Below are 21,917 nucleotides of genomic sequence, written 5' to 3' on the forward strand. Positions count from 1 at the left end.
TTCAGTGAATCATTGGCTTTTGGGCGTCCTTGGACGCGCCGGGAATCATCTCGGGGCCGCGATTGACGGCACCGATCAAGCAAATTAGTTCAGAATATCCAGGGATTGCGTAAGGTCTTATGGACTCGGGGAATCCGCACAGGTGTTGAGAATCGGTCTGCACGGTCAGGAGTGGGCGCGTATCAGGACCGCTTGCGTCCTGGAGTTCCTCGGCTGCGAGGTCTGCGTGGTCGAGGTCCCGAGCGCGATTCCCTCGGATCTGGCTGCGCTCTGGCTCTGCGGCACGCCCTCCGAGCTGGAGCGCATCCTGGGTGTCCTGCCGGCCTCTCTCTCCATGCCGCTGGTCTGTCAGCCGACGGACGATTGCGGATTGAAGGAGGCCGGACTGCAACGTCGGGCCTTCGTCGTCTCGCCCATGACCCCCGGCCAGGTCATTCATGTCCTGCAGAGGATACGGAGCGAGATGGGGCCGGGCGCCGAGATGGATGTCGGACTGGTCGGTCGGCATTCGAGCATGCTGAACGTCAAGCGGCTCATCGCCCAGGTTGCCGACACGGATGCCACGGTGCTGATCCTCGGCGAGACCGGATCGGGCAAGGAGGTGGTGGCGCGCGCCATCCATGCCGCCTCGAGCCGCTCGAACAGACCCTTCGTCGCGGTCAATTGCGGGGCCATTCCGCCGGATTTGCTGGAGAGCGAGCTGTTCGGGCACGAGAAAGGTGCCTTTACCGGTGCTTTCACTGCGCGTGCCGGCCGCTTCGAGCTGGCCGCGGACGGCGTGCTCTTCCTCGATGAGATCGGCGACATGCCCTTGCCGATGCAGGTCAAGCTGCTGCGCGTGCTGCAGGAACGGACCTTCGAGCGGGTCGGCTCGAACAAGCCGCTGCAGACCAATGCGCGCGTCATCTCGGCGACCCATCGCAATCTCGAGGAGGCGGTGGGTGCCGGCAATTTTCGTCAGGATCTCTTCTTTCGTCTCAACGTCTTTCCCATCGACCTTCCGCCGCTGCGCGAGCGGCGCACCGACATCCCGCTGCTGATCGCGACGCTCGAGCGCCGTCTCGCGGATCAGGGCGGAAACCCGGCCAACCTCACCCCGGCGGTGGTCGATCATCTCCAATCGCTCGGCTGGCCCGGCAACATCCGCGAGCTGGCCAATCTGCTCGAACAGCTGTCCATCATGTATCCGGAGCAGCTGGTCGATCTCGCTCAGTTGCCGCCGAGATTTCGGCCCCCCGAGCTGGATCCCGTGCTCGAGCCCTTGCAGCCGCACTCTCCCGAGCCCGGCGTCCGGGACGAGGTCGTGCTCGGCGGCACGGTCATGGGGCTGCCTCCCGAGGGGACCGAGCTGCGCGAGTACATGAACGATCTGGAGCGTCAGATGATCGTCATCGCGCTCGCCGAGAACGATTTCGTGGTTGCGCGCGCGGCGCGCCGGCTCGGGATGCGTCGCACGACCCTGGTTGAGCGGATGCGCAAATTCGGTCTCGAGCGCGACGCCCGCGATGACATCCAGGATCTCTGATCGGCCACTCTTCTCGTCGTCGGTTCCGGCGACCGCGTGCCTGCTGTAGCATGAGGATTCGACCGGAAGCGTCAAGATTTCGTCCACTTGACTTCTCTCGCCCTGACGCGCCGTGCGTGCCTTTCCAGAGACCGCGTTTCGTGTCCGCGGATCTCCCCGATTTGTGCCATCGACGCCTATCCCGTCCGCAGCCGGGATTCTTCCTCGCCTTCGAAGATCTGCCCCCGATTCGCGGGTCCGATTCCTCGATTCCAGTCGTCTCGGTTGGCGCCTTATTTGCATAGGCATGTCATCGTTCCCTATGCGCCAGAATGCGGGCCCTTCCGTCGGCACTTCGGAGCGGGTCCAGGCGAATCACGGAGACGGCGATCATGAGCGACATGCAGATTCAGAACGTGCTGCAGCAGATGCGTGCACTCTCTCAGTCTGGCCGGGTGGAAGGCGCCGAGCCCGTCTCCAAGGTCGAGCCCGCTCGCGAACTCGATGGAGAGGATTTCGCGGACAAGATGCGCGATGCCATTCGCTCCGTGAACCGAATTCAGAAAGAGGCCACGACCATGCAGACCCAATTCGAGCTCGGCGACGCCAATGTCTCCCTTCCTCAGGTGATGGTGGCCATGAACAAGTCCTCGGTCGCCTTCGAGGCGACCAATCAGGTGCGCAACCGGCTGCTTTCGGCCTATCAGGAAGTCATGAGCATGTCGGTCTGAGGTCCTGGGATCGCGATCGCGGAGATAACCCTCAATGGCGTCCTCTCTCTCTGCAGCCCTTTCGACCGGAGTGACGAACTTTCGGGAGATGCCCGTCGGGCGCCAGATCGCGCTCATCGGCATGGTCGCGGGGGGCATCGTGGCGGCTGCCGCCATTCTCGTCTGGGCACTGAAACCCACCTACGCGCCTCTGTTCGGCCAAGTGGACGAGGCGGAGGCGGCCGAGATCATGCAGGCCCTGACGCAGATGGGCGTGCCCTACAAGGTCGACAATCTCTCGGGCCGGATCGAGATTCCCAAACAGCGGATCGCCGAGACCCGTCTGCTTCTGGCCGGTCAAGGTTTGCCGAAGACGGCCGATATCGGCTTCGAGCTCCTGCAGGAGGATTCCGGCTTCGGAACCAGCCGGCTGATCGAGGGCGCGCGCTATCAGCGGGCGCTGGAAGGCGAGCTGGGTCGCTCGGTCGCGGCGCTCGAGCCGGTCGAGTCGGCGCGCGTCCACATCGCCCAGGCGGAACGCTCGGTCTTCGTGCGCGAGCGCACCCCGCCCAGCGCCTCCGTCGTGGTTCGGCTCAAGGGCAACCGCAGTCTGACCGACGCGCAGGTCGCGGCGATCGTGCATCTGGTGTCCTCGAGCGTTCCCGAGCTGTTGCCGGAGCGCGTGACCGTGGTGGATCAGACCGGTCGTCTCATGACTACCAAGGACGACGACCAGGGCAACAAGCTGACGCTCGACAACCTGGATTATACGCGCCGGGTCGAGACTGGTTTCGTCGAGCGTGTACAGAGCCTGCTGACACCCATCGTGGGCCGGGATCGGGTGCGGGTGCAGGTGGCCGCCGATGTCGACTTCTCGCGGGTCGAGCGCACCCAGGAGAGCTACGATCCAGACCGCACGGCGATCCGCTCCGAGCAGACCAGCGAAGAGGAGCGGATCGGTGCGGATCCGGCCATCGGCGGGATCCCGGGTGCGCTGACCAACCAGCCGCCCCAGGGTGGGGTCGCCGGAGGCCAGGCCGCGGCCGAGGCCGCGGCCACCGTGCCGAGCAGCCGCAGCCAGCAGGCGACCCGCAACTATGAGGTCGACCGGACCATCGCCCATGTGCAGGAGACCCCGGGCGGCCTGAGGCGTATGTCGACGGCCGTGGTGATCGACTACCAGGATCAGGTCAACGATCAGGGCGAGCCCGTGCGCGTTCCCCGGTCCGAGGACGAGATGGACAAGATTCGGGCGCTGGTGCGCGAGGCGGTCGGATTCAACGAGGCCCGGGGCGATTCTCTGAATGTGAGCTCGGTCTCTTTCGTGCCTGATACACTCGATGACGAGATCGTCCAGTTCTGGACTCAGCCCTGGTTCCTCGAGCTGGTCAAGATCGTCGGCGGTTTCCTGACGGCCCTGCTGGTTCTGCTCATGGTCGTGAAGCCGGCCCTGTCGCAGCTGGCCCCCAGACCCGAGCCCGAGTCTCAGGAGGCGCTCGAGGGTGGCGGTATCGGCGATGGCACCCGCGCGCTGACCGACGAGTCTGGTGGTGGCGAGGAAGGCGAAGAGGGCGAAGAGGGCGAAGAGCAGCTGGCCCTGACCCAGGGAACCTCGTCCGTCGCGGCATTGCTCGGACCCAAGGGGCATGACCAGCAGCAGCTGGATCTGGACGCCGTGCGTCAGATGATCAAGGACGATCCCAAGCTCGTCGTTCAAGTGATCAAGACCTGGTTGAATGAAGATGGCAACTGATCCCTCGAAAATGAGCGGTGCCGAACGGACCGCGGTCTTCCTGATGAGTCTCGGCGAGGCGTCCGCGGCCGAGATCCTGCGCCATATGGGGCCCAAGGAGGTCCAGAAGATCGGTACGGCGATGGCGTCGCTCGATAAGATCACGCGATCCGAGATCGACTATGTGCTCAAGGAGTTCTCCGAGGCCGTGCAGGATCAGACCTCGCTCGGTGTCGGGGCCGACGACTATGTGCGCAGCGTGCTGCTCTCCGCGTTGGGCGAGGACAAGGCGTCGGGCCTCATCGACCGGATCCTGCTCGGGCGCAATTCCAAGGGCCTCGAGGCGCTCAAGTGGCTCGACCCGCGCGCCATCGCGGAGATGATCCGCAACGAGCATCCCCAGATCGTCGCGATCGTGCTCTCGCATCTGGATCCGGACCAGTCGGCCGAGACCATGTCCTATCTGCCGGAGCGGATGCAGTCCGATCTGATCCTGCGCATCGCCACCCTGGACGGGGTGCAGCCCGCCGCCCTGCAGGAGCTCGACGAGATCCTGGAGCAGCAGCTCTCCGGGAAGAATACTGCCAAGTCGTCGATGGTCGGCGGCATCAAGGCCGCTGCGGACATCCTGAACTTCGTGGATACGGCGCGCGAGTCGGTGATCATGGAGAGCGTGAATCAGGTCGACGAGGATCTGGCCGAGCGCATCCAGGAGCTGATGTTCGTGTTCGCCAGTCTGGTCAATGTCGACGACCGTGGCATCCAGACCCTGTTGCGCGAGGTGTCCACCGAGTCCCTGGTTTTGGCACTCAAGGGTGCCGAGGAAGAGTTGAAGGACAAGATCTTCAAGAATATGTCCAAGCGTGCCGCCGAGATGCTTCGCGAGGACCTGGAGACCAAGGGTCCGGTTCGGGTCAGCGATGTCGAGACGGCGCAGAAGGAGATTCTGACCGTCGCCAGACGACTGGCCGATAGCGGCGAGATCGTTCTCGGCGGCAAGGGCGGGGAGACCATGCTGTGAGCCGGCTGCAGACAGCGGCGGCCCAGGATCATGGCCCGGAGGTGCGCCGCTGGCTGCCGCCGGACGTGGGGGAGCCCGAGGTCCCGCCGGAGCCGCCGGAGCCCGAGGTCGAACCGCCGACGGAGGAGGAGATCGCCGCCATCAAGGAGGCGGCGCGGCTGGCCGGCGCCGAGGCCGGTTTTCGCGAGGGTTACCAGGCAGGGTATCAGGAGGGGCGCGAAAAGGCCGATGCGGAGGCGGCGGCGGAATCTCAAGAGCGCGAGGCGCGCGAGCAGGGGCTACGGGAGCAGACCGAGCAGACGCTGCGGGAGACGGTCGCGGCCTTGGAGGGGATCGCCCACGACCTCGCCGATCCCTTGGCCTCGCTCGGCGACGATCTGGAGCCCGAGCTCCTGACCTTGACGGTGACTCTGGCCGAACGGGTGATCATGGATGAGCTGGACAGGCGGCCCGACCTGTTGTTGGGCGTACTCCAGCGTGCCTTGGACCAGCTTCCGTCACGCCATCACAAGATTCGCATTCATGTCCACCCGGACGAGCAGAGGATCCTCGAGACCTATGCCCAGGGGATGGACGAATCCATCACCTGGGTAGCCGATCAGGAGATGCGGCGCGGCGGTTGCATCGTCGAGAGTGGCCCGAGCCGCATCGACGCCCGTTTCGAAACCCGCTTGCGCCAGGCGGTCGAAGCCATCTGGGGCGAGCTGACGCCGCCGGCTCCCGCGCAGGACGATCCGGCTCCCGAGGTCGAGGGTGGCGATCCGATCGATGCGGGCGATTCGATGGGGGGCGGGACGGACGAATCCCCGTTCGACGGCCAATCGCCAGGATCGATCGCCGATCTCGGCGAACCAGATGTATCGGAGCCGGAGCCGGAGCCGGTGCCCGAGCCGGTGCCCGAGCCGGAGCCAGCGACCGATCCTCAGATAAGTGAGCCCGAGACGGACCAAGCCGAGACCAATCCATGACACAGACCATTCGCGACCTTCAGGATCGGGGCACCGGACAGGTGGTGCAAGGGCTCCGCGAGCGCTTGGCCCAGTCGCGCCAGCGCATCGAGAAGGCACCGGACCCTCAACCGGAAGGACGCCTGTCGCGCATGGTGGGCCTGACACTGGAGGCGGAGGGTATCCGTCTGCCGATCGGGGGACGGGCGGCCATCCATACCGTGAGCGGCCACCGTCTGGGCGCCGAGGTGGTGGGCTTCAATGGCGAGCGGACCTTCCTGATGCCCGAGGGGCACCTGGATGGACTGATTCCTGGCGCTCGTATCGAGCCGCTGGAGCAGAGCCGTCGGATTCCCGTCGGTCCCGAGCTGCTGGGCCGCGTGGTGGACGCGATCGGCAAGCCGCTGGACGGAGGCGGTCCGATCCGGGCCCAGGACGAGGTCTCGATCGAGGGGCGGCCCATCAACCCCTTGACCCGGGCGCCGGTCAAGACCGCTCTGGATGTCGGCATCCGGGCGCTCAACGGGCTGCTGTCGGTCGGACGCGGTCAGCGTCTCGGTCTGTTCGCCGGCAGCGGCGTCGGCAAGAGCGTGCTCCTGGGGATGATGACCAAGCACACCGAGGCCGACGTGATCGTCGTGGGTCTGATCGGCGAGCGTGGCCGCGAGGTCAACGAATTCATCAACGAGATTCTGGACGTCGACTCGCGCAAGCGCACGGTGGTGGTGGCGGTTCCCGCGGATCAGTCGCCGCTCCTGCGTCAGCACGGGGCCTGGGTCTCGACCAGGATCGCCGAGTATTTCCGCGATCGCGGGCTCAACGTGCTGCTGCTGATGGACTCCCTGACGCGATTCGCCCAGGGGGCGCGCGAAATCTCGATGGCCATCGGCGAACCCCCGGCCACGAAGGGCTATTCGGCATCCGTCTTCGCCCGTCTGCCGCAACTGGTCGAGCGTGCGGGCAATGGCGACCAGGGCGGCGGTTCCATCACGGCCTTCTATACGGTACTTGCGGAGGGCGACGATCAGAACGACCCGATCGTCGATTCGGCCCGTGCCATCCTCGACGGTCACGTGGTGCTCTCGCGCGACATCGCCGCGACCGGGCGCTATCCGGCGATCGACGTAGGCGCCTCGGTCTCGCGCGTCATGAGTGCCGTGGTGACGCCCGAGCATCAGAAGGCGGCCTATCGTTTCCGCAATCTGCTCGCGACCTACACCCGCAACCGCGATCTGATCGCGGTCGGCGCCTACCGCAAGGGGTCCGATCCTCAGCTGGACGAAGCGGTGGCCATGCAGCCGCGGCTGGAGGCCTATCTCGGTCAGGATCGGGGAGAGGCGGCCGGGTTCGAGGCGTCCCGTCAGGCGCTGTTCGACCTGGTCTCGGCACCGGGCGGATTCAACCGAGGTCAGTGATCATGAGCGTGAAGCGTTTCGAACGTCTGCTCAAGATCCGCGAGGCCCAGGAGAGCGAGGCCGCCGTCGCGCTGGCGGACCGTCTCGCCGAGCTGAACCGCGTCGAGTCGCAGCGCGATCAGCTCTTGGAATACCAGAATCAATATCTGCATGCCTTGATCCCCAACGACGCCAATATGCTGAAACAGCTGGGTCTGATGCACCAGCAGTTGCGCGAGGCGATGCAGCAGCAGGATCTGCGCATCGCGGCGGCTCAGTCGCAGGTCGATCAGGCCCGGGACATCTGGTCGGAGCGGCACCAGGCGAGCCTGTCGCTGGACAAGCTGATCGAGCACCGTCGCCGTGCCGAGCAGGCGCGCGACGCGCGCAATCAACAGCGCGAGCAGGACATGTGGGCGACCCGAAAGGCGTTTCAGCAGGATTCCAATAACGAGATGTAACCGATCGAGGAGGTGCGGGATGATGCAATCGAATGGTTTGCAAGCCGGCTTATCGGGCCTGCTCGCTCAGTTGCTCGGCGGTACTGCAGGGAGCAACGGCGATTCTCTTCTGGGAGAGGGGGCTGAGTTTCTCGACACCCTGGGCGGCCAGCTGAAGGAGATGCTGGTCGATCGCGGGCTGGATCCGGCCGAGATCGCCGCCTACGATGGCCAGGAACTGCTCGCTCAGTTCGTGGCGCTGATCCAGGGGCCGCAATCGGTCCAATCGACTACCGGGGCGGGTGCCGGGTCGAATGCCGAGTCCATGTCGTCCGGCATCGATGATTCCTCGGATTTTCTCATCGAGACGCCGGCGGATCTGCTGGCACGCCTTCTGGAATCCATGTCCCCCGGAGCGGCGATGACCTCGGGCAGCGTGGCGTCCGGCTCGGGCGGTCGGTCCTCCGCCGGACCGAGTGACGAGTCTCTTCCGTCGGCTGCCGAGGGTTCATCGGGTAATCGCGCCGTGACGCCGACGGATCCGCTCGGGCGCCTTCTGGAATCGGCGTCCGCCGCAGCGGTGGTGACCTCCGACCGCTTGACGTCCGGCTCTTACGGTCGGTCATCATTGGCGGAACTGTCCAGTTTTCCGGGCTTTCGCGCCTCCTCGGACCGGTTGGCTCGGCTGATCGAGTCCGGGACCACGAAGGATCCGCTCGCTTCCGAGACGATGGGTTCGGACTCGAGCGTCACGACATCTCCGGACGCATCCATGGCCGACTCGACGCCCTCGGCTCGCAACGATCGGTCGGTTTCGGCCCCGCTCGAGACCCTGGTGACGGAGTCTGATACCGAGGATGACGCTGGCGCGTCCATGACGGTGACATCCGCTGTGCCGCGGTCTCAGTCTGAACGATCTCAGGCGGATCGGTTCGATCGGGTTCCGAGTCTGGTGTCCGATGAGGTGTCTCTCGATGCCCGGTTGCCCGATCCGGGCGCTTCGGATCCATCCGATCCGACCGCTCCGATCCCTGCAGCTCGCGGCGTTCGGATGGATCCCGCGGTGCGTGATCCGGTCGCGGTTTCGACCGCGGCGATGCCCGATGACAAAACGCAGCGGCCGGGCGCTTATGCCGACCCCGGCGCTGTCCGATTCGCGGGCTCCGATTCCGTCGAACAGTCGTCACCGGCATCGCAAGCGGCGATCGACCGACTGGGGCGGCTCTTGGAGTCCCTGTCCGCTGGGGGTAAGGTTGACGCCAGCGACTCTGGGTTCGGTTCGGACGTTCGGTCATTCCTGAACGATCTGGCGCGCACGGCCGCTGACCGGCGGGCGAGCGCTTCGGCCGATGCCGCGGGGGGCGCGATCTCGGATCCTCTCTACGAGGAGGGGGTGCCGGGCTCGCTGACTGGAGCCCTCCAACGACTGGCCGAGGCATTTCGAGGGGGCGGGTCGAATCAAGGGGTCGTTGGGACGTCCGAGGCGCGCGAATCCTCCGATCCAGTGGCCGTGGATCCTGAGGGCGAGGCGGTCCTCGACGCCCGATCCCATTCATCCCCGGTCCGGAGTGGCGGTACGACCGATCCTCTGAGCCCGATCCCGGATCAGGCCCGGGCGCCGCTTCAAGAAGAGGGCGCCGGGGGACTCGAAGAGGTCGTCGATGCCTCTTCGCGCGCGATTCAGGGGGATGCGGACGCCTCCGGAAGCGAGGGCGTATCGGTCGCGGCCACGGCTTCGACCAACTCGAACTCGGCTTCCGGGTCGGGTCTGCAACGCGCGGGGGCGTTGGATCTCTACCGTCTGTTGCAGCCAGGTGGAGAAGCCGCTCTCGGGGACGAGGTGAGATGGGCGTTGAGCGAAGGGCTCTCGAAGGCCGAGATGCGGTTGCAGCCGCCGAGTCTGGGGAGTCTGGATGTCAAGATCACCATGGAGGGCGACAAGGCCAGCGTCCTTTTCGTCTCCCCGCACCCCGTGGTGCGGGAGGTGCTCGAGGCGGCGATGCCGCGCTTGCGGGATGCGCTCGCCCAGGACGGGCTGTCTCTGGCGAACCTGTCGGTCGCCGATCAGGGTGCCCGGGGCGGGGACGCCTCCGGGCGGGACGGGACTGGGTCGAATGGATCCTCGTCGAACGGGACGTTTCAGCAAGCCGATGCGCTGGACGATGACATCCTGAGCGAGCCTCCATTGCTCAATACGACCGTTTCGGCCTTGTCGAAGCGTCTCGATTACTACATCTGATCGGTAGGCGGACCCCTGTGGCGCGGGCGGCCTGTCGATCTCCATCGGATCTCAGCGAAATAGATACCAGAGGTGTGAAGCATGGCCGACAAGAAGACGAAGGAACCCGCAGAGGACGTCAAGGCATCCGGAGGCAAACTCAAGCTCATCATCTTGATTCTGCTGGTGCTTCTGGTTCTGGGGGGCGGCGGAGGTGCGGCCTATTATTTTCTCGTTCTCGACTCTTCGGACGATTCGGCCGAGGAGGGCGTCGAGGGTTCGGAGACCGATTCCGCGGAGACCGAGGCCAAGCCGGCCGACTCCGAGTCTTCGGAGGCGACCGCGCCCGCATCCCCTCAGGATCCCTTGATCTATCATGCGCTCGAAACCATTACGGTGAATATCACAGCGCCTGGATCGGTACGCTTTCTCAGGATCAACATCACCATCGTCACACGCAACGAGCGGGTGGTGGCGGCCATCGACAAGCACCTTCCGGTGATCCGCAACGATCTGCTGGCGCACCTGTCGAGCCAGGATGCGGCGGTTCTGAACTCGCGTGAAGGCAAGGACGAGCTGCGCGGGGAGTTGCTTACCATGATCAAGGGTATTCTGACGCGATCGGCCGAGCCTTCCGACATCGTCGAGGTGCTTTTCACGGATCTGGTCATGCAGTGAGGCGGGGCCATGGCTCAGCAGACCGACATCCTCAGTCAAGACGAGATCGATGCCCTTCTGCATGGCGTCGACAGCGGCGATGTCGATACCGACGGAGATGCCTTTCCGGTCGACGGTCAGGCGCGTCCGTACGATTTCGCGACCCAGGATCGTATCGTGCGCGGGCGTATGCCCACGCTCGATATGATCAATGAGCGTTTCGCCCGTTATCTGCGGGTCCATCTCTTCAACATGCTGCGCCGGGCCTCGGAGATCTCCGTGGTCGGCACCAGGGTCACCAAGTTCTCCGAATATCTGCATTCGCTCTTCGTGCCGACGAGCCTGAATCTGCTCCGGGTCAATCCGCTGCACGGTACGGCCCTGATGGTGTTCGATCCCAAGCTGGTCTTCAGCCTGGTGGATAATTTCTTCGGCGGCGACGGTCGCTTCTATTCGCGAATCGAGGGCCGCGATTTCACGCCCATGGAACTGCGCGTGATTCGAAGCCTGCTCGACGCGGCCTTCCAGGACATGGAGAAGGCATGGGAACCCGTGATGGAGCTGAACCTGGAGTTCGTCAATTCGGAGGTGAATCCCCAGTTCGCCAATATCGTCAGTCCCAGCGAGGTCGTGGTCATCAACGATTTCCATATCGAGCTGGATGGTGGAGGAGGGAATCTTCACTTCACGGTCCCCTACTCGATGATCGAGCCGATTCGCGAGCAGCTGGACACGGGCCTGCAGTCCGACCGCTCCGGTGTCGATCGGCGCTGGTTGAATGCATTGCAGGAGGAGGTGCAGGTGGCGGAGGTCGAAATCTTCTCGCATTTGGTCGAGAAAACCCTGACGGTCCAGCAATTGCTCGACATGCGTCCGGGAGACATCATTCCCATCGAGTTTCCCGAGCAGGTCGTTGTCAACGTCGAGGATATCCCGATGTTTCGCGGCAAGTACGGGGTCTCGAACGGCATCAACGCCATCAAGATCTCCGAGACGCTGATCAAGTGATCGAGTGAGTGCAACCCTTGCCTGGGTGGTGGAACACAATGATTCATGGAAAGCGAATGGGTGACGAGATTCAATGAGCAGCGATAATCAGGATCCGAACGAGGCCATTGCCGACGATTGGGCGGCTGCACTGCAAGAACAGCGGGACAGTTCGACCGAGGATGACAAATCCGCGGATCTGATGGCGCAAGGCGCGGCGGCGGCCAAGTCTGCCGCGAGGGGTGGTTACGCCTCGGAATCGGCCGAGTCGCTCCAGGCCCGCACGGTGAGTCCGGAGGACTTCTCCGATTGGCAGGCGCCCGACCAGGCGTCCGACGTCAATCTCAACATGATCCTCGACGTTCCGGTCACCATCGCCATGGAGATCGGTCGGACCCGGATATCCATTCGCAATCTGCTGCAACTGAACCAGGGTTCGGTCGTGGAACTGGACCGGCTCGCTGGAGAGCCGCTCGACGTTCTGGTGAACGGAACCCTGATCGCCCATGGCGAGGTGGTGGTCGTCAACGAGAAGTTCGGCATCCGTCTGACCGATGTCATCAGCCCAAGCGAGCGGGTCAGGAAATTGAGATGATTCTCTGCAGGGGTACCGGTTCGGTTCGGCTCCAGTGCCTTGTGGCATGCGGCGCAGCGCTCGCGGGCTCGCCGGTGTTCGCGGATCCGCAGACGGGCGGGGCCCATGCGCCTGCGACATATCTGACTCAGCTGATCGGCTCACTTGCCTTGATCGTCCTTGCGATCCTGGTTCTCGCCTGGCTGTTGAAGCGATTCTCGGCCGGCGGGATGCAGGGACGCCAGATGATCGAGGTATTGGCGGTGAAGCCGCTGGGGATGCGCGAGCGGCTGATGCTCGTTCAGGTGGGCGAGGATCAGATCCTGCTGGCCATGACGCCGGCCGGGATCCGTCACGTCCATACCCTGTCACGACCGATCGAACCGCTCGATCCGGGCGTCCGTTCCCAGCCGGTGGCGCTCGACTTCGCGAGTCTGCTGCGGCGTTTCGGCGGCAAGGAGCAGTAGGGGTGAGGGTTCCCTGGCGGATGTTCGCGGGTCTGCTCCTGGGGCTGTTTCCGGTGCTCCTGTGGGCTCAGGTCGGCGGCGGGCTCAATGCCGTGACCGTGACCACGGCCCCGGATGGCGGCAAGGTCTATTCGGTGACCCTGCAGATCCTCATCATCATGACCATGCTGACGCTGCTGCCGTCGGCCCTGATCATGATGACCTCATTCACCCGCATCATCATCGTGCTGTCACTGCTGCGACAGGGATTGGGTACCGCCCAGGCGCCCTCCAATCAGATTCTGCTGGGGTTGGCTCTGTTCCTGACTCTGTTCGTGATGGCACCGGTGTTCCAGGAGGTCTACGACACCGCGGTCCTGCCCTACATGGACGAGAAGCTCGGCACGGAAGAGGCGCTGGCCAAGGCGGCCAAGCCGCTGCGGACCTTCATGCTGGAGCAGACGCGTGAAACGGATCTGCAGATGTTCGCCGAGATCAAAGGGATCGACGGCTTCGAGACGCCGGACGACATCCCCTTGACGCTCCTGGTTCCGTCCTTCGTCATCAGCGAATTGAAAACCGCCTTCCAGATGGGATTCCTCATCCTCATTCCGTTTCTCATCATCGATCTGGTGGTCGCCAGCGTGCTCATGTCGATGGGTATGATGATGCTGTCGCCCATGATCATCTCATTGCCGTTCAAGATCATGCTCTTCGTGCTCGTCGACGGCTGGTCTCTGCTCATGGGCACCTTGGCTCAGAGCTTCTATTCCTGAGGAGGTGTGACGTGACGCCCGAAATGGTGATCGACGTCGGAAAGGAGGCGGGCGAGATCGTCATCCTGATGGCGGCCCCGCCGCTGCTCGCGGGTCTGGTGGTCGGTCTCATCGTGAGCCTGTTCCAGACCGCGACCCAGATTCAGGAGATGACGCTCACCTTCATCCCCAAGCTGCTCGCCGTGGGGGCGGCCCTGGTGATCGGCGGTCACTGGATGCTGTCGGTGATCACGGATTACGTCATCCGTCTCTATCACAGCATCCCCAATCTGATCGGCTGACGGGCGGACGCTCGGTACGGATCGGGATGACCTTCGCGGCCGACGACATCCTGCTGTGGGTCGGTGCGATCATGTGGCCCTTCGTGCGCATCAGCGCCATGCTGCTGGTCGCGCCCATCTTCGGCGGGCGCAACGTGAGCGCTCGGGTGCGACTCGGGCTCGCCCTGCTGCTCGCCCTGATCGTGGCACCCGACCTGGAGCCCGTTCCCGAGATCGATCCGCTGAGCCTCGATGGACTGGTCGTGGCCATCCATCAGGTGATCGTCGGGATCGCCATGGGGTTCGTGGTTCAGATCGTCTTCGCGGCCCTGGTCCTCGCGGGGGAGAGCATCGCACTGTCGATGGGGCTGGGGTTCGCCTCGGCCATGGATCCGGTCAGCGGGATTCAGGTGCCCATGGTGTCCCAGTTCTACACGATCCTGGCGACACTCATCTTTCTCGCCCTCAACGGCCATCTGATTCTGCTCGAGCTCCTCCTGCGTAGTTTCCAGACGCTCCCGATCGCCGCGTCAGGGATCTCGACGGACGATCTCTGGGCCGTGGTCCGGTTCGTCAGCGGCATGTATTCCAGTGCCCTGCTGGTCGCCTTGCCGGCGGTGGCATCTTTGTTGCTTATAAATATCTCGATGGGGGTCGTCACGCGTGCCGCGCCCCAGCTCAATATCTTTGCGGTGGGATTTCCCGTCACCCTGCTCGCGGGTCTCATCATCATCGTGCTGACACTACCTCAGCTGAGCGTCCGGGTCGGCGAGCTCCTGTGGCTCGCCGTTCGGCTCGTTCGGCAGCTCGTGGGGGCTTAGATGGCCGAAAACGAAAATGGCCAGGAACGATCGGAACAACCGACCGCAAAACGCTTGCGGGAGTCGCGCGAAAAGGGTCAGATCGCCCGTTCGCGGGAGTTCAACACGGTCGTCGTCCTGCTGGCCGGCGCGAGCTCGCTGCTGCTGTTCGGGGGGTATTTCGGGACTCGAATCGCCAATCTGATGACGGATGCGCTCGATCTGGAGCGCGGACTGATCTTCGATCCCGCGCTCATGATTCCGCACCTCGCGGCCATGATCGAGCGTGCGCTGCTGATTCTGGCGCCGCTGTTCATGATGCTGGTCGTGGTCGCCCTGATGGGGCCCGTGCTCATCGGCGGGATCAATTTCTCGGCCGAATCGCTCACCCCCAAGTTTTCCAAGATGAATCCGCTCAAGGGTCTCAAGCGGGTCTTTTCCGTCACGGGCCTGATGGAACTGGTCAAGGGAATCGGCAAGTTCTTTCTGGTCGCGCTGGTCGCGGGTCTGGCGATCAATATGATCTGGGGCACATTGATGTCGCTCGGCGATCAGCCGATCAGGCAGGCCATCGTCCAGACCGGCCACATGGCCACGTGGGTCTTTCTCATCGCCTCGGTCGCGCTCATCCTGGTGGCGGCGATCGATGTCCCCTTTCAGCTCTGGAACCACAACAAACAGCTGAAGATGACCCTGCAGGAGGTGAAGGACGAATTCAAGGACACCGAGGGCAAGCCCGAGGTCAAGGGGCGGATCCGGCAGATGCAGATGGAGGCATCGAGGCGGCGCATGATGGCCGAGGTACCCAAGGCCGACGTGGTGATCACCAATCCGACCCATTATGCCGTTGCGCTCCAGTACGAACCCGCGACCATGCGTGCGCCGCGTCTGCTGGCCAAGGGGGCGGATGCCGTCGCCAAGGCGATTCGCGAGATCGCCGAGGAGAACCGGATCACGCTGGTGGAGGCGCCGCGAGTGGCGCGCGCCATCTATTTCACCACCGAACTCGATCAGGATATTCCCGGCGGTCTGTTCGTCGCCGTGGCCCGCATTCTGGCCTACGTCTACCAGCTCAAGCGCGAGGACTTCGGGGTCGAGCTCCCAGACGAGCTGCCGGTTCCCGAGGAATATCTGGATCCCCAGAGCGCGCGCCGGGTCCGGAGGTAGCGTCCGATGTCGACCATTGCCGAACGGCTCGGAGGGCTTGCGCGTCTCGGTCTGGGTGCGCCCGTCCTGCTCATCGCGCTGCTTGCGATGCTGGTGCTGCCGCTGCCGCCGTTCCTGCTGGATCTGCTGTTCACCTTCAATATCGCGCTGTCGCTGATCGTGGTGATGGTGGCCGTCTATACGCCGCGCCCCGTCGATTTCGCCGCCTTTCCGACCGTGCTGCTCCTGGCGACCCTGCTGCGCCTGTCGCTCAACGTGGCTTCGACCCGGGTCATTCTTCTCAACGGCGGCTCGGGTACGGAAGCGGCCGGCAAGGTCATCGAGGCCTTCGGCGAATTCGTGCTGGGCGGCAATTTCGCCATCGGCGTGGTGGTCTTCACCATCCTGGTCATCATCAATTTCGTGGTCATCACCAAGGGGGCCGGACGCGTCTCCGAGGTGAGCGCGCGCTTCACCCTGGACGCCATGCCTGGCAAGCAGATGGCGATCGACGCCGATCTGAACGCCGGGCTCATCTCGCAGGACGAGGCCCGCAAGCGGCGCGAGGGCGTCGCCGAGGAGGCCGACTTCTACGGTTCCATGGACGGTGCCAGCAAATTCGTGCGCGGCGATGCCATGGCCGGCATCCTCATCCTCTTCATCAACGTGCTGGGCGGCATCGTCATCGGAACGACCCAGCATGGCCTGACTTTCGAGGAGGCGACCAACAATTTCGTCCTCCTGAGCATCGGCGACGGGCTGGTCGCCCAGATTCCCGCGCTGCTGCTGTCGTCCGCGACCGCCATCATCGTGACCCGCAGCTCGACCCCGCAGGACATCGGGGAGCAGGTCTTCGGTCAGATGTTCGCCAACCCGCGCGTCCTCTATGTCGCGTCGGGGATCCTCGGCATTCTCGGCATGATCCCCGGGATGCCGAATCTGGTCTTCCTCGGGCTGGCCTCGATGCTGGGCGGGGTCGCCTATCTGAACGCGCGCAAGCCGGTCGCGCCCGCTCCCGACGTGGTCGAGCGCCTGCCGGACGGAATGGAGCTGCCCGCGCCCGAGGATCGCGATCTGTCCTGGGAGGACGTTCCGCCGGTCGACCTGGTCTCGCTCGAGGTGGGTTATCGCCTGATTCCACTGGTCGACCGCAGTCAGGACGGCCAGCTCATGGGGCGCATCAAGGGGATTCGGCGCAAGCTGTCCCAGGAGTTCGGGTTCCTCATCCAGCCGGTGCACATTCGCGACAATCTGGAGCTGTCTCCCAATCAGTACCGGATCTCGCTGCTCGGCGTGACGGCGGCGGAGGCGGAGGTCTTCCCGGACCGGGAGCTGGCGATCAATCCGGGCCAGGTCTACGGCTCGGTGCCCGGGACGCCGACCAAGGATCCCACCTTCAATCTGGATGCGCTCTGGATCGATCCGTCGGATCGCGAATCGGCCCAGGCCGCCGGCTACACGGTGGTGGATACGGCCACCGTGATCGCGACCCATCTGTCCCAGGTCTTCCGCGAGAACGCGCACCGCCTGATCGGTCACGAGGAGGTCCAGCATCTGCTCGATCAGCTGGCGCGGCGCTCGCCCAAGCTGGTCGAGAATCTGCTTTCCTCCAAGGCGCTCTCCCTGGGCGTGGTGCTCAAGGTCCTGCAGAACCTCCTGGCCGAGCAGGTGGCGATTCGGGATCTGCGTACGATCGCCGAGATTTTGGCGGAGCGCGCGCTGAAGAGCCAGGATCCCGCCACTTTGACCGCCGCCGTGCGGGTCGCCCTGTCGCGCTCGATCGTTCAGGATCTCGTCGGCCCCGAGGACGAGCTGCCCTTGATCGCGCTCGACCCCGCGTTGGAGCAATTGTTGCATAAATCTCTGCAAGGCAGCCAAGGCGAGACCATCGGCATCGAGCCCGGTCTCGCCGAGCGGGTTCAGCGACTGGTGATGGATGCGGCTCGGCGCCAGGAGGCGGAGGGGGCGCCGGCCGTGCTGGTCGTGGCCCCGGAGATCCGATCCTGGATCGCCAGCTGGCTACGGGGGGCGGTGCGGAATCTGGTCGTGCTGGCATTCACCGAGATTCCCGACAACCGGCGGATACGGGTCGTGGCCACCGTCGGCAAGAGCGAGCCGGCACAGGCGCGGGCATGACCCAACGAACAGGAGCAGAGAGATGAGTGTACGGCGATACAGGGCGCGCGACATGCGCGATGCGATGCGTCAGGTGCGCGAGCATCAGGGGCCGGATGCGGTCATTCTGTCGAGCCGTCGCGGCGATGACGGGATGCTCGAGGTGGTGGTCTCGCTCGACGCCGCGCCCGCTGCCGGTGTCTCGTCATTCGCCCAGGACGCGGTCGACATCGGCCCCGTGGATCCTCAGCTGGCGGCCATGCGGCGTGAGATCTGCGATCTGCGCACCCTGTTGATGCAGCAAAGTGCCTTGTCTGAGCGCGATCAATGGGCTGCGCGTCATCCATTGGCGGCTCAGTGCATCGAGCGTCTGACGCAGGGCGGCTTCTCGGAGAAGCTCGCCCGCAGTCTCGCCGGGGGCGTCCAGGAGGACGGTTCTCTGGACATGGCCTGGTCGAGGCTGCGCTCGCGTCTATCGGCCTCGATCGCCACAAGCCATCCCACCGTTCTCGAGCAGGGTGGTATGCTCGCTCTCGTGGGTTCGACGGGGGTCGGCAAGACGACGACTCTCAATCGGCTTGCGCTGCGCCAGATTCGCCGGATGGGCCCCGACTCGGTGACCCTGGTGACGCTCGACAGACAGCGTATCGGCGCCTATAAGCAATTGCAGGCATTCGGACAGATGGCCGGCATTCCGGTGATGCTGCTCGAAAGCGAGCGGGATCTGACCGCCTTGACCGATCGGGCGGGCGAGGGGAAGCTGGTCCTGATCGACACCCAGGGTCAGGCGGCGCGCGATGCGGCGGAGCGGCGACTCTTCGCCCAGGTGCGCAACGAGGTCGATCTGGAGACCTGGCTGGTCGTGGCCGCCACCCATCAGTCGGCCGTCCTGAGACAGGTTCTGGAGTCCTTCCAGGTCTGCGATCCGGCCGCCCTGGTCTTGACGAAGGTGGACGAAGCGGAACAATTGGGCGAAACCCTGTCGGTGCTCCTGGAGCAGCATATCGGTCTGGTCTTCTATTCGGACGGCCAGCGGCTCGACGAAGATTTTCACAAAGCGGACACCATGTATCTCACGCGCCTCGCATTGCAGGAGCCCGCCCATTCGGCTCCGCCCCAGCAGCCCCGGCAACCCCAGGAGGCCATGCTGCTCAATCCCATTTCGGTCGACAGAGTGCCGGCTGCCTCACAGACTCGGAACGTGCGAGAGGATATGGTGCTCGAGTCGGTCCTGCCTTTCGGGAAGGCCCTTCATGCAGCCTACTAGAGCTCGGCAGCTCAAGAGCATCGCGATCGCCAGCGGCAAGGGGGGGGTCGGGAAGACCAATGTCGCCGTCAATCTCGCCGTCGGTCTGGCCCAGATGGGGCGACACGTCATGCTTTTCGATGCCGATCTTGGTTTAGCCAATGCGGATCTTATCTTAGGGCTGCGGCCGACGAAGACGCTGCACGATCTGGTCGCGGGCCGGGCCGATTCCCTCGAGGAGATTCTGGTCGAGGGGCCGCACGGCCTGATGCTGGTGCCCTCGGCCTCCGGTATCGGCTCCATGGCCAATCTGACGCCGGCCGAGCACACCGGCTTGATTCGTGCGTTCAGCAGCTATCAGAGGCCGCTCGACGTGCTGATCGTGGATACGGCCGCCGGGGTGCAGGAGTCGGTGACCACATTCTGCCGTGCCGTTCAGCATGTCTTCGTGGTCGTGTGCGACGAGCCTGCCTCCTTGACCGATGCCTATGCGCTGATCAAGGTGCTGCATCAGGAGCACGGTTTGAGACGCTTCCGGGTGATCTGCAACATGCTCCAGTCGCCGGAGTCCGGACGCAGGCTGATGCACAAGCTGACGGCGGTCTGTCATCAGTACCTGCCCGATGTGATGCTGGAGGCCGCCATCAGTATTCCGATGGACGACAATTTGCGGCGGGCGGTGTCGAGGCGGGAGCCCGTCGTGAGTCTGTTTCCCGGCAGTCCGTCGGGACGCGCCTTCGTGGAGCTGGCGCGCCAGATGGATCGTTGGACGGTTGCCGAGACCGATATGGGTGGGATCGGCTTTTTCGTTGAACGGATGTTGCAAAGTGCCTGATGGCCCTCAATCGCTTGCGATCAGTATATCCAGATGTCGTCAATCAGTCGGAACAGCTGGTTGCGGCCAATATCGACCTGGTGCGGCGCATCGCCCATCACCTGGCGGCGCGTCTGCCGCCCTCGGTTCAGGTCGAGGATCTGGTCCAGTCCGGCATGGTAGGCTTGATCGAGGCGGCGAGACAGTTTCAGCCCGGACAGGGCGCGACCTTCGCGACCTATGCGGGGATTCGCATTCGCGGCGCCATGATCGACGAATTGCGGCGCGCCGACTGGACACCACGCTCCGTGCACCGCAATACTCGGCGTATCTCGGAGGCGATCCAGCGGATCGAAGGTCGGGAGGGACGCGCGGCGAGCGACCGTGAAATCGCCCAGACATTGGAGGTTTCGCTCGACGAATATCATATGATGCTGCAGGATTCGGCCAGTTCTCAGATTCTGGGGCTGGAGGATCTGTTCGGACAGGATGCCGATCCGGACCGGATGCTGCCCGGAGGGGGCGCGGCGCCGCTGGAGCATTTGGAGCAGGACCAGTTCCGCGATGCCTTGGCCAAGGCCTTGTCGGGATTGCCCGACAAGGAACGCCTGGTCCTCGCGCTCTATTATGATGAAGAATTGAATTTGCGAGAGATCGGTGGCGTCATGGGCATCACCGAATCGCGTGTGAGCCAGATTCGCAGCCAGGCTCTGCACCGGCTGCGCGTCCGTTTGCAGGAATGGATACAGGAGGCTGGCTCGTGAACATCAACCCGACCAATGCCATTGGGAGCTTTGTGTGGACAAAGGCATGAAAATCCTCATCGTGGACGACTTCTCCACGATGAGACGTATCATCAAGAATCTGCTGCGCGAACTGGGATTCAATAACACCACCGAGGCGGATGACGGGAGTACCGCGCTTCCGATGCTGAAGGGTGGCAACTTCGATTTCCTCGTGACCGACTGGAACATGCCGAACATGGAAGGTATCGAGCTGTTGCGCCAGGTGCGGGCGGATCCCGCGCTCAAGTCCCTTCCCGTGCTCATGGTCACGGCCGAGGCCAAGCGCGATCAGATCGTCGAGGCCGCCCAGGCCGGCGTCAACGGCTATATCGTCAAGCCCTTCACGGCCGAGACGCTCAAGGAGAAGATCGACAAGATCTTCGAGCGTCTCGAGGCGGGGTGATCCAGCGGGTGTCCGCGCGGTTTCTTCCGTGGCGCCCGCTCGGTTCGTGGACTGCGGATGTTCACGATCGGTGCGACCTTGGGACATCCGCATTTCCGGTCAAGATTGGCCAAGGGTCACTTCAAGTTAAAGAGTTCGCCCGGGAACGATAGATGGACAATGACGACACGAGCATCAAGGCGCAGCTGGATCTCGCGCGCCAACTGGTTGCGCATCTGGAGGCGGGTGAGGGGGACCAGGCGACAGCGGTCATTCGGCAGCTGCGGATTCCCTACGAGCGCGAACTGTTCGACGAGCTGGGCAAGCTGACGCGGGATCTGCACGAGGCTCTGAACAGCTTTCGGGGAGACTCGCGTCTCGTCGAGCTGACGCGCGACGAGATACCGGATGCGAAGGAACGGCTGAACTACGTCGTTTCCATGACCGAGCAGGCGACCCACCGGACCCTGAACGCCATCGACGAGGCGATGCCGATGGCGGAGACGCTCCATGCGCGCTCGATCGAATTGACCGGGCGATGGAGCCGTTTCCGCAATCGCGAACTGTCCGTCGACGAATTCAGGGATCTGGCTCGCGATATCGACGAGCATTTCGCGCTGGCCGGTACCGAAACCGATCGTCTGCGCTCGCTCATCTCCGAGATCATGATGGCGCAGGATTTCCAGGACCTCACCGGACAGATCATTCGGCGCGTGATTCGGCTCGTGCATGAGGTCGAGGAGAACCTGGTCGGTCTGATCCGCCTCTCGAGCGCCAGGATGGAGCCTGTGCGGCAGCTGCCGATGGCTGCGGAAGGCGAGAAGGAGGCCGCCGAGACCAAGGGACACGGACCCATCGTTCCCAACACCCAAGATGCGGCGGATGATGTCGTCAGTGGCCAGGACGATGTTGACGCACTGCTTTCCAGTCTGGGCTTCTAGCCCGCCGACCTCTTTGGTGAAC

Annotated in this window: 22 protein-coding genes; all 22 read left to right on the forward strand. The window is 64.1% G+C overall.

Annotated features, from left to right (window positions below; genetic code table 11):
- Positions 1-94: 94 nt before the first annotated feature.
- The 22 genes from D779_RS02105 to D779_RS02210 all read left to right on the forward strand — a co-directional run bounded on the left by D779_RS02105 (position 95) and on the right by D779_RS02210 (position 21,895).
- The gene (locus D779_RS02105) at positions 95-1,525 is read left to right on the forward strand and encodes a sigma-54 interaction domain-containing protein (RefSeq protein ID WP_052347707.1); all 1,431 of its coding nucleotides are present in this window, start codon (positions 95-97) and stop codon (positions 1,523-1,525) included.
- A 371-nt stretch (positions 1,526-1,896) separates the two neighbouring features.
- The gene (gene fliE / locus D779_RS02110) at positions 1,897-2,235 is read left to right on the forward strand and encodes a flagellar hook-basal body complex protein FliE (RefSeq protein WP_043748693.1); all 339 of its coding nucleotides are present in this window, start codon (positions 1,897-1,899) and stop codon (positions 2,233-2,235) included.
- Positions 2,236-2,269: 34 nt separating this feature from the next.
- Complete coding sequence (fliF, locus tag D779_RS02115; protein ID WP_043748696.1) at positions 2,270-3,967, forward strand: flagellar basal-body MS-ring/collar protein FliF; 1,698 nt, start codon at positions 2,270-2,272, stop codon at positions 3,965-3,967.
- A complete protein-coding gene (gene fliG, locus D779_RS02120) occupies positions 3,957-4,967 on the forward strand; it encodes a flagellar motor switch protein FliG (protein WP_043748842.1) in 1,011 nt (336 codons plus the stop codon). The genes fliF and fliG overlap by 11 nt, the downstream gene beginning before the upstream one ends.
- A complete protein-coding gene (locus tag D779_RS02125) occupies positions 4,964-5,935 on the forward strand; it encodes a FliH/SctL family protein (protein WP_081763275.1) in 972 nt (323 codons plus the stop codon). The genes fliG and D779_RS02125 overlap by 4 nt, the downstream gene beginning before the upstream one ends.
- Positions 5,932-7,329: a FliI/YscN family ATPase gene (locus tag D779_RS02130; RefSeq protein WP_043748699.1), complete on the forward strand. Its 1,398-nt coding sequence runs from the start codon at positions 5,932-5,934 to the stop codon at positions 7,327-7,329. The genes D779_RS02125 and D779_RS02130 overlap by 4 nt, the downstream gene beginning before the upstream one ends.
- A gap of 2 nt (positions 7,330-7,331) precedes the next feature.
- Positions 7,332-7,769, forward strand: coding sequence for a flagellar export protein FliJ (locus D779_RS02135; protein ID WP_043748701.1), 438 nt, complete (start codon positions 7,332-7,334; stop codon positions 7,767-7,769).
- Between the two features lie 19 nt (positions 7,770-7,788).
- Positions 7,789-9,987: a flagellar hook-length control protein FliK gene (locus D779_RS20875; RefSeq protein WP_052347709.1), complete on the forward strand. Its 2,199-nt coding sequence runs from the start codon at positions 7,789-7,791 to the stop codon at positions 9,985-9,987.
- A gap of 81 nt (positions 9,988-10,068) precedes the next feature.
- Positions 10,069-10,644, forward strand: a complete 576-nt coding sequence (locus D779_RS02145; RefSeq protein WP_043748703.1) for a flagellar basal body-associated FliL family protein — start codon at positions 10,069-10,071, stop codon at positions 10,642-10,644.
- A gap of 9 nt (positions 10,645-10,653) precedes the next feature.
- Positions 10,654-11,631 carry a flagellar motor switch protein FliM gene (fliM, locus tag D779_RS02150; RefSeq protein ID WP_043748705.1) on the forward strand — a complete coding sequence of 326 codons (978 nt, stop codon included), beginning with the start codon at positions 10,654-10,656 and terminating at the stop codon, positions 11,629-11,631.
- 73 nt (positions 11,632-11,704) lie between these two features.
- Entirely contained in the window at positions 11,705-12,205 is a 501-nt protein-coding gene (fliN, locus tag D779_RS02155; RefSeq protein ID WP_043748708.1) for a flagellar motor switch protein FliN, read from the forward strand.
- A 149-nt stretch (positions 12,206-12,354) separates the two neighbouring features.
- A complete protein-coding gene (gene fliO, locus D779_RS02160; protein WP_232424039.1) occupies positions 12,355-12,651 on the forward strand; it encodes a flagellar biosynthetic protein FliO in 297 nt (98 codons plus the stop codon).
- A gap of 20 nt (positions 12,652-12,671) precedes the next feature.
- Positions 12,672-13,406, forward strand: coding sequence for a flagellar type III secretion system pore protein FliP (gene fliP, locus D779_RS02165; RefSeq protein WP_043748713.1), 735 nt, complete (start codon positions 12,672-12,674; stop codon positions 13,404-13,406).
- Positions 13,407-13,417: 11 nt separating this feature from the next.
- Positions 13,418-13,687 (forward strand): flagellar biosynthesis protein FliQ, encoded by a 270-nt coding sequence (gene fliQ, locus D779_RS02170; protein WP_043748715.1) that lies wholly within the window; start codon positions 13,418-13,420, stop codon positions 13,685-13,687.
- 26 nt (positions 13,688-13,713) lie between these two features.
- On the forward strand, positions 13,714-14,487 hold the full coding sequence (gene fliR, locus D779_RS02175; protein WP_043748717.1) for a flagellar biosynthetic protein FliR: 774 nt from the start codon (positions 13,714-13,716) through the stop codon (positions 14,485-14,487).
- Positions 14,488-15,633 carry a flagellar biosynthesis protein FlhB gene (gene flhB, locus D779_RS02180; protein ID WP_043748719.1) on the forward strand — a complete coding sequence of 382 codons (1,146 nt, stop codon included), beginning with the start codon at positions 14,488-14,490 and terminating at the stop codon, positions 15,631-15,633.
- 6 nt (positions 15,634-15,639) lie between these two features.
- Positions 15,640-17,748, forward strand: a complete 2,109-nt coding sequence (flhA, locus tag D779_RS02185) for a flagellar biosynthesis protein FlhA (protein ID WP_043748722.1) — start codon at positions 15,640-15,642, stop codon at positions 17,746-17,748.
- Positions 17,749-17,770: 22 nt separating this feature from the next.
- Positions 17,771-18,994, forward strand: coding sequence for a flagellar biosynthesis protein FlhF (flhF, locus tag D779_RS02190; RefSeq protein ID WP_081763276.1), 1,224 nt, complete (start codon positions 17,771-17,773; stop codon positions 18,992-18,994).
- The gene (locus tag D779_RS02195; protein WP_043748728.1) at positions 18,981-19,808 is read left to right on the forward strand and encodes a MinD/ParA family protein; all 828 of its coding nucleotides are present in this window, start codon (positions 18,981-18,983) and stop codon (positions 19,806-19,808) included. Before flhF ends, D779_RS02195 begins: the two co-directional genes overlap by 14 nt.
- Entirely contained in the window at positions 19,808-20,551 is a 744-nt protein-coding gene (locus tag D779_RS02200) for an RNA polymerase sigma factor FliA (protein ID WP_052347711.1), read from the forward strand. Before D779_RS02195 ends, D779_RS02200 begins: the two co-directional genes overlap by 1 nt.
- A gap of 46 nt (positions 20,552-20,597) precedes the next feature.
- Positions 20,598-20,975 carry a chemotaxis response regulator CheY gene (gene cheY / locus D779_RS02205; RefSeq protein WP_043748730.1) on the forward strand — a complete coding sequence of 126 codons (378 nt, stop codon included), beginning with the start codon at positions 20,598-20,600 and terminating at the stop codon, positions 20,973-20,975.
- A gap of 152 nt (positions 20,976-21,127) precedes the next feature.
- Positions 21,128-21,895: a protein phosphatase CheZ gene (locus D779_RS02210; RefSeq protein WP_043748733.1), complete on the forward strand. Its 768-nt coding sequence runs from the start codon at positions 21,128-21,130 to the stop codon at positions 21,893-21,895.
- Positions 21,896-21,917: the final 22 nt, after the last annotated feature.

Source organism: Imhoffiella purpurea (assembly GCF_000585215.1).
Lineage (GTDB): Bacteria > Pseudomonadota > Gammaproteobacteria > Chromatiales > Chromatiaceae > Imhoffiella > Imhoffiella purpurea.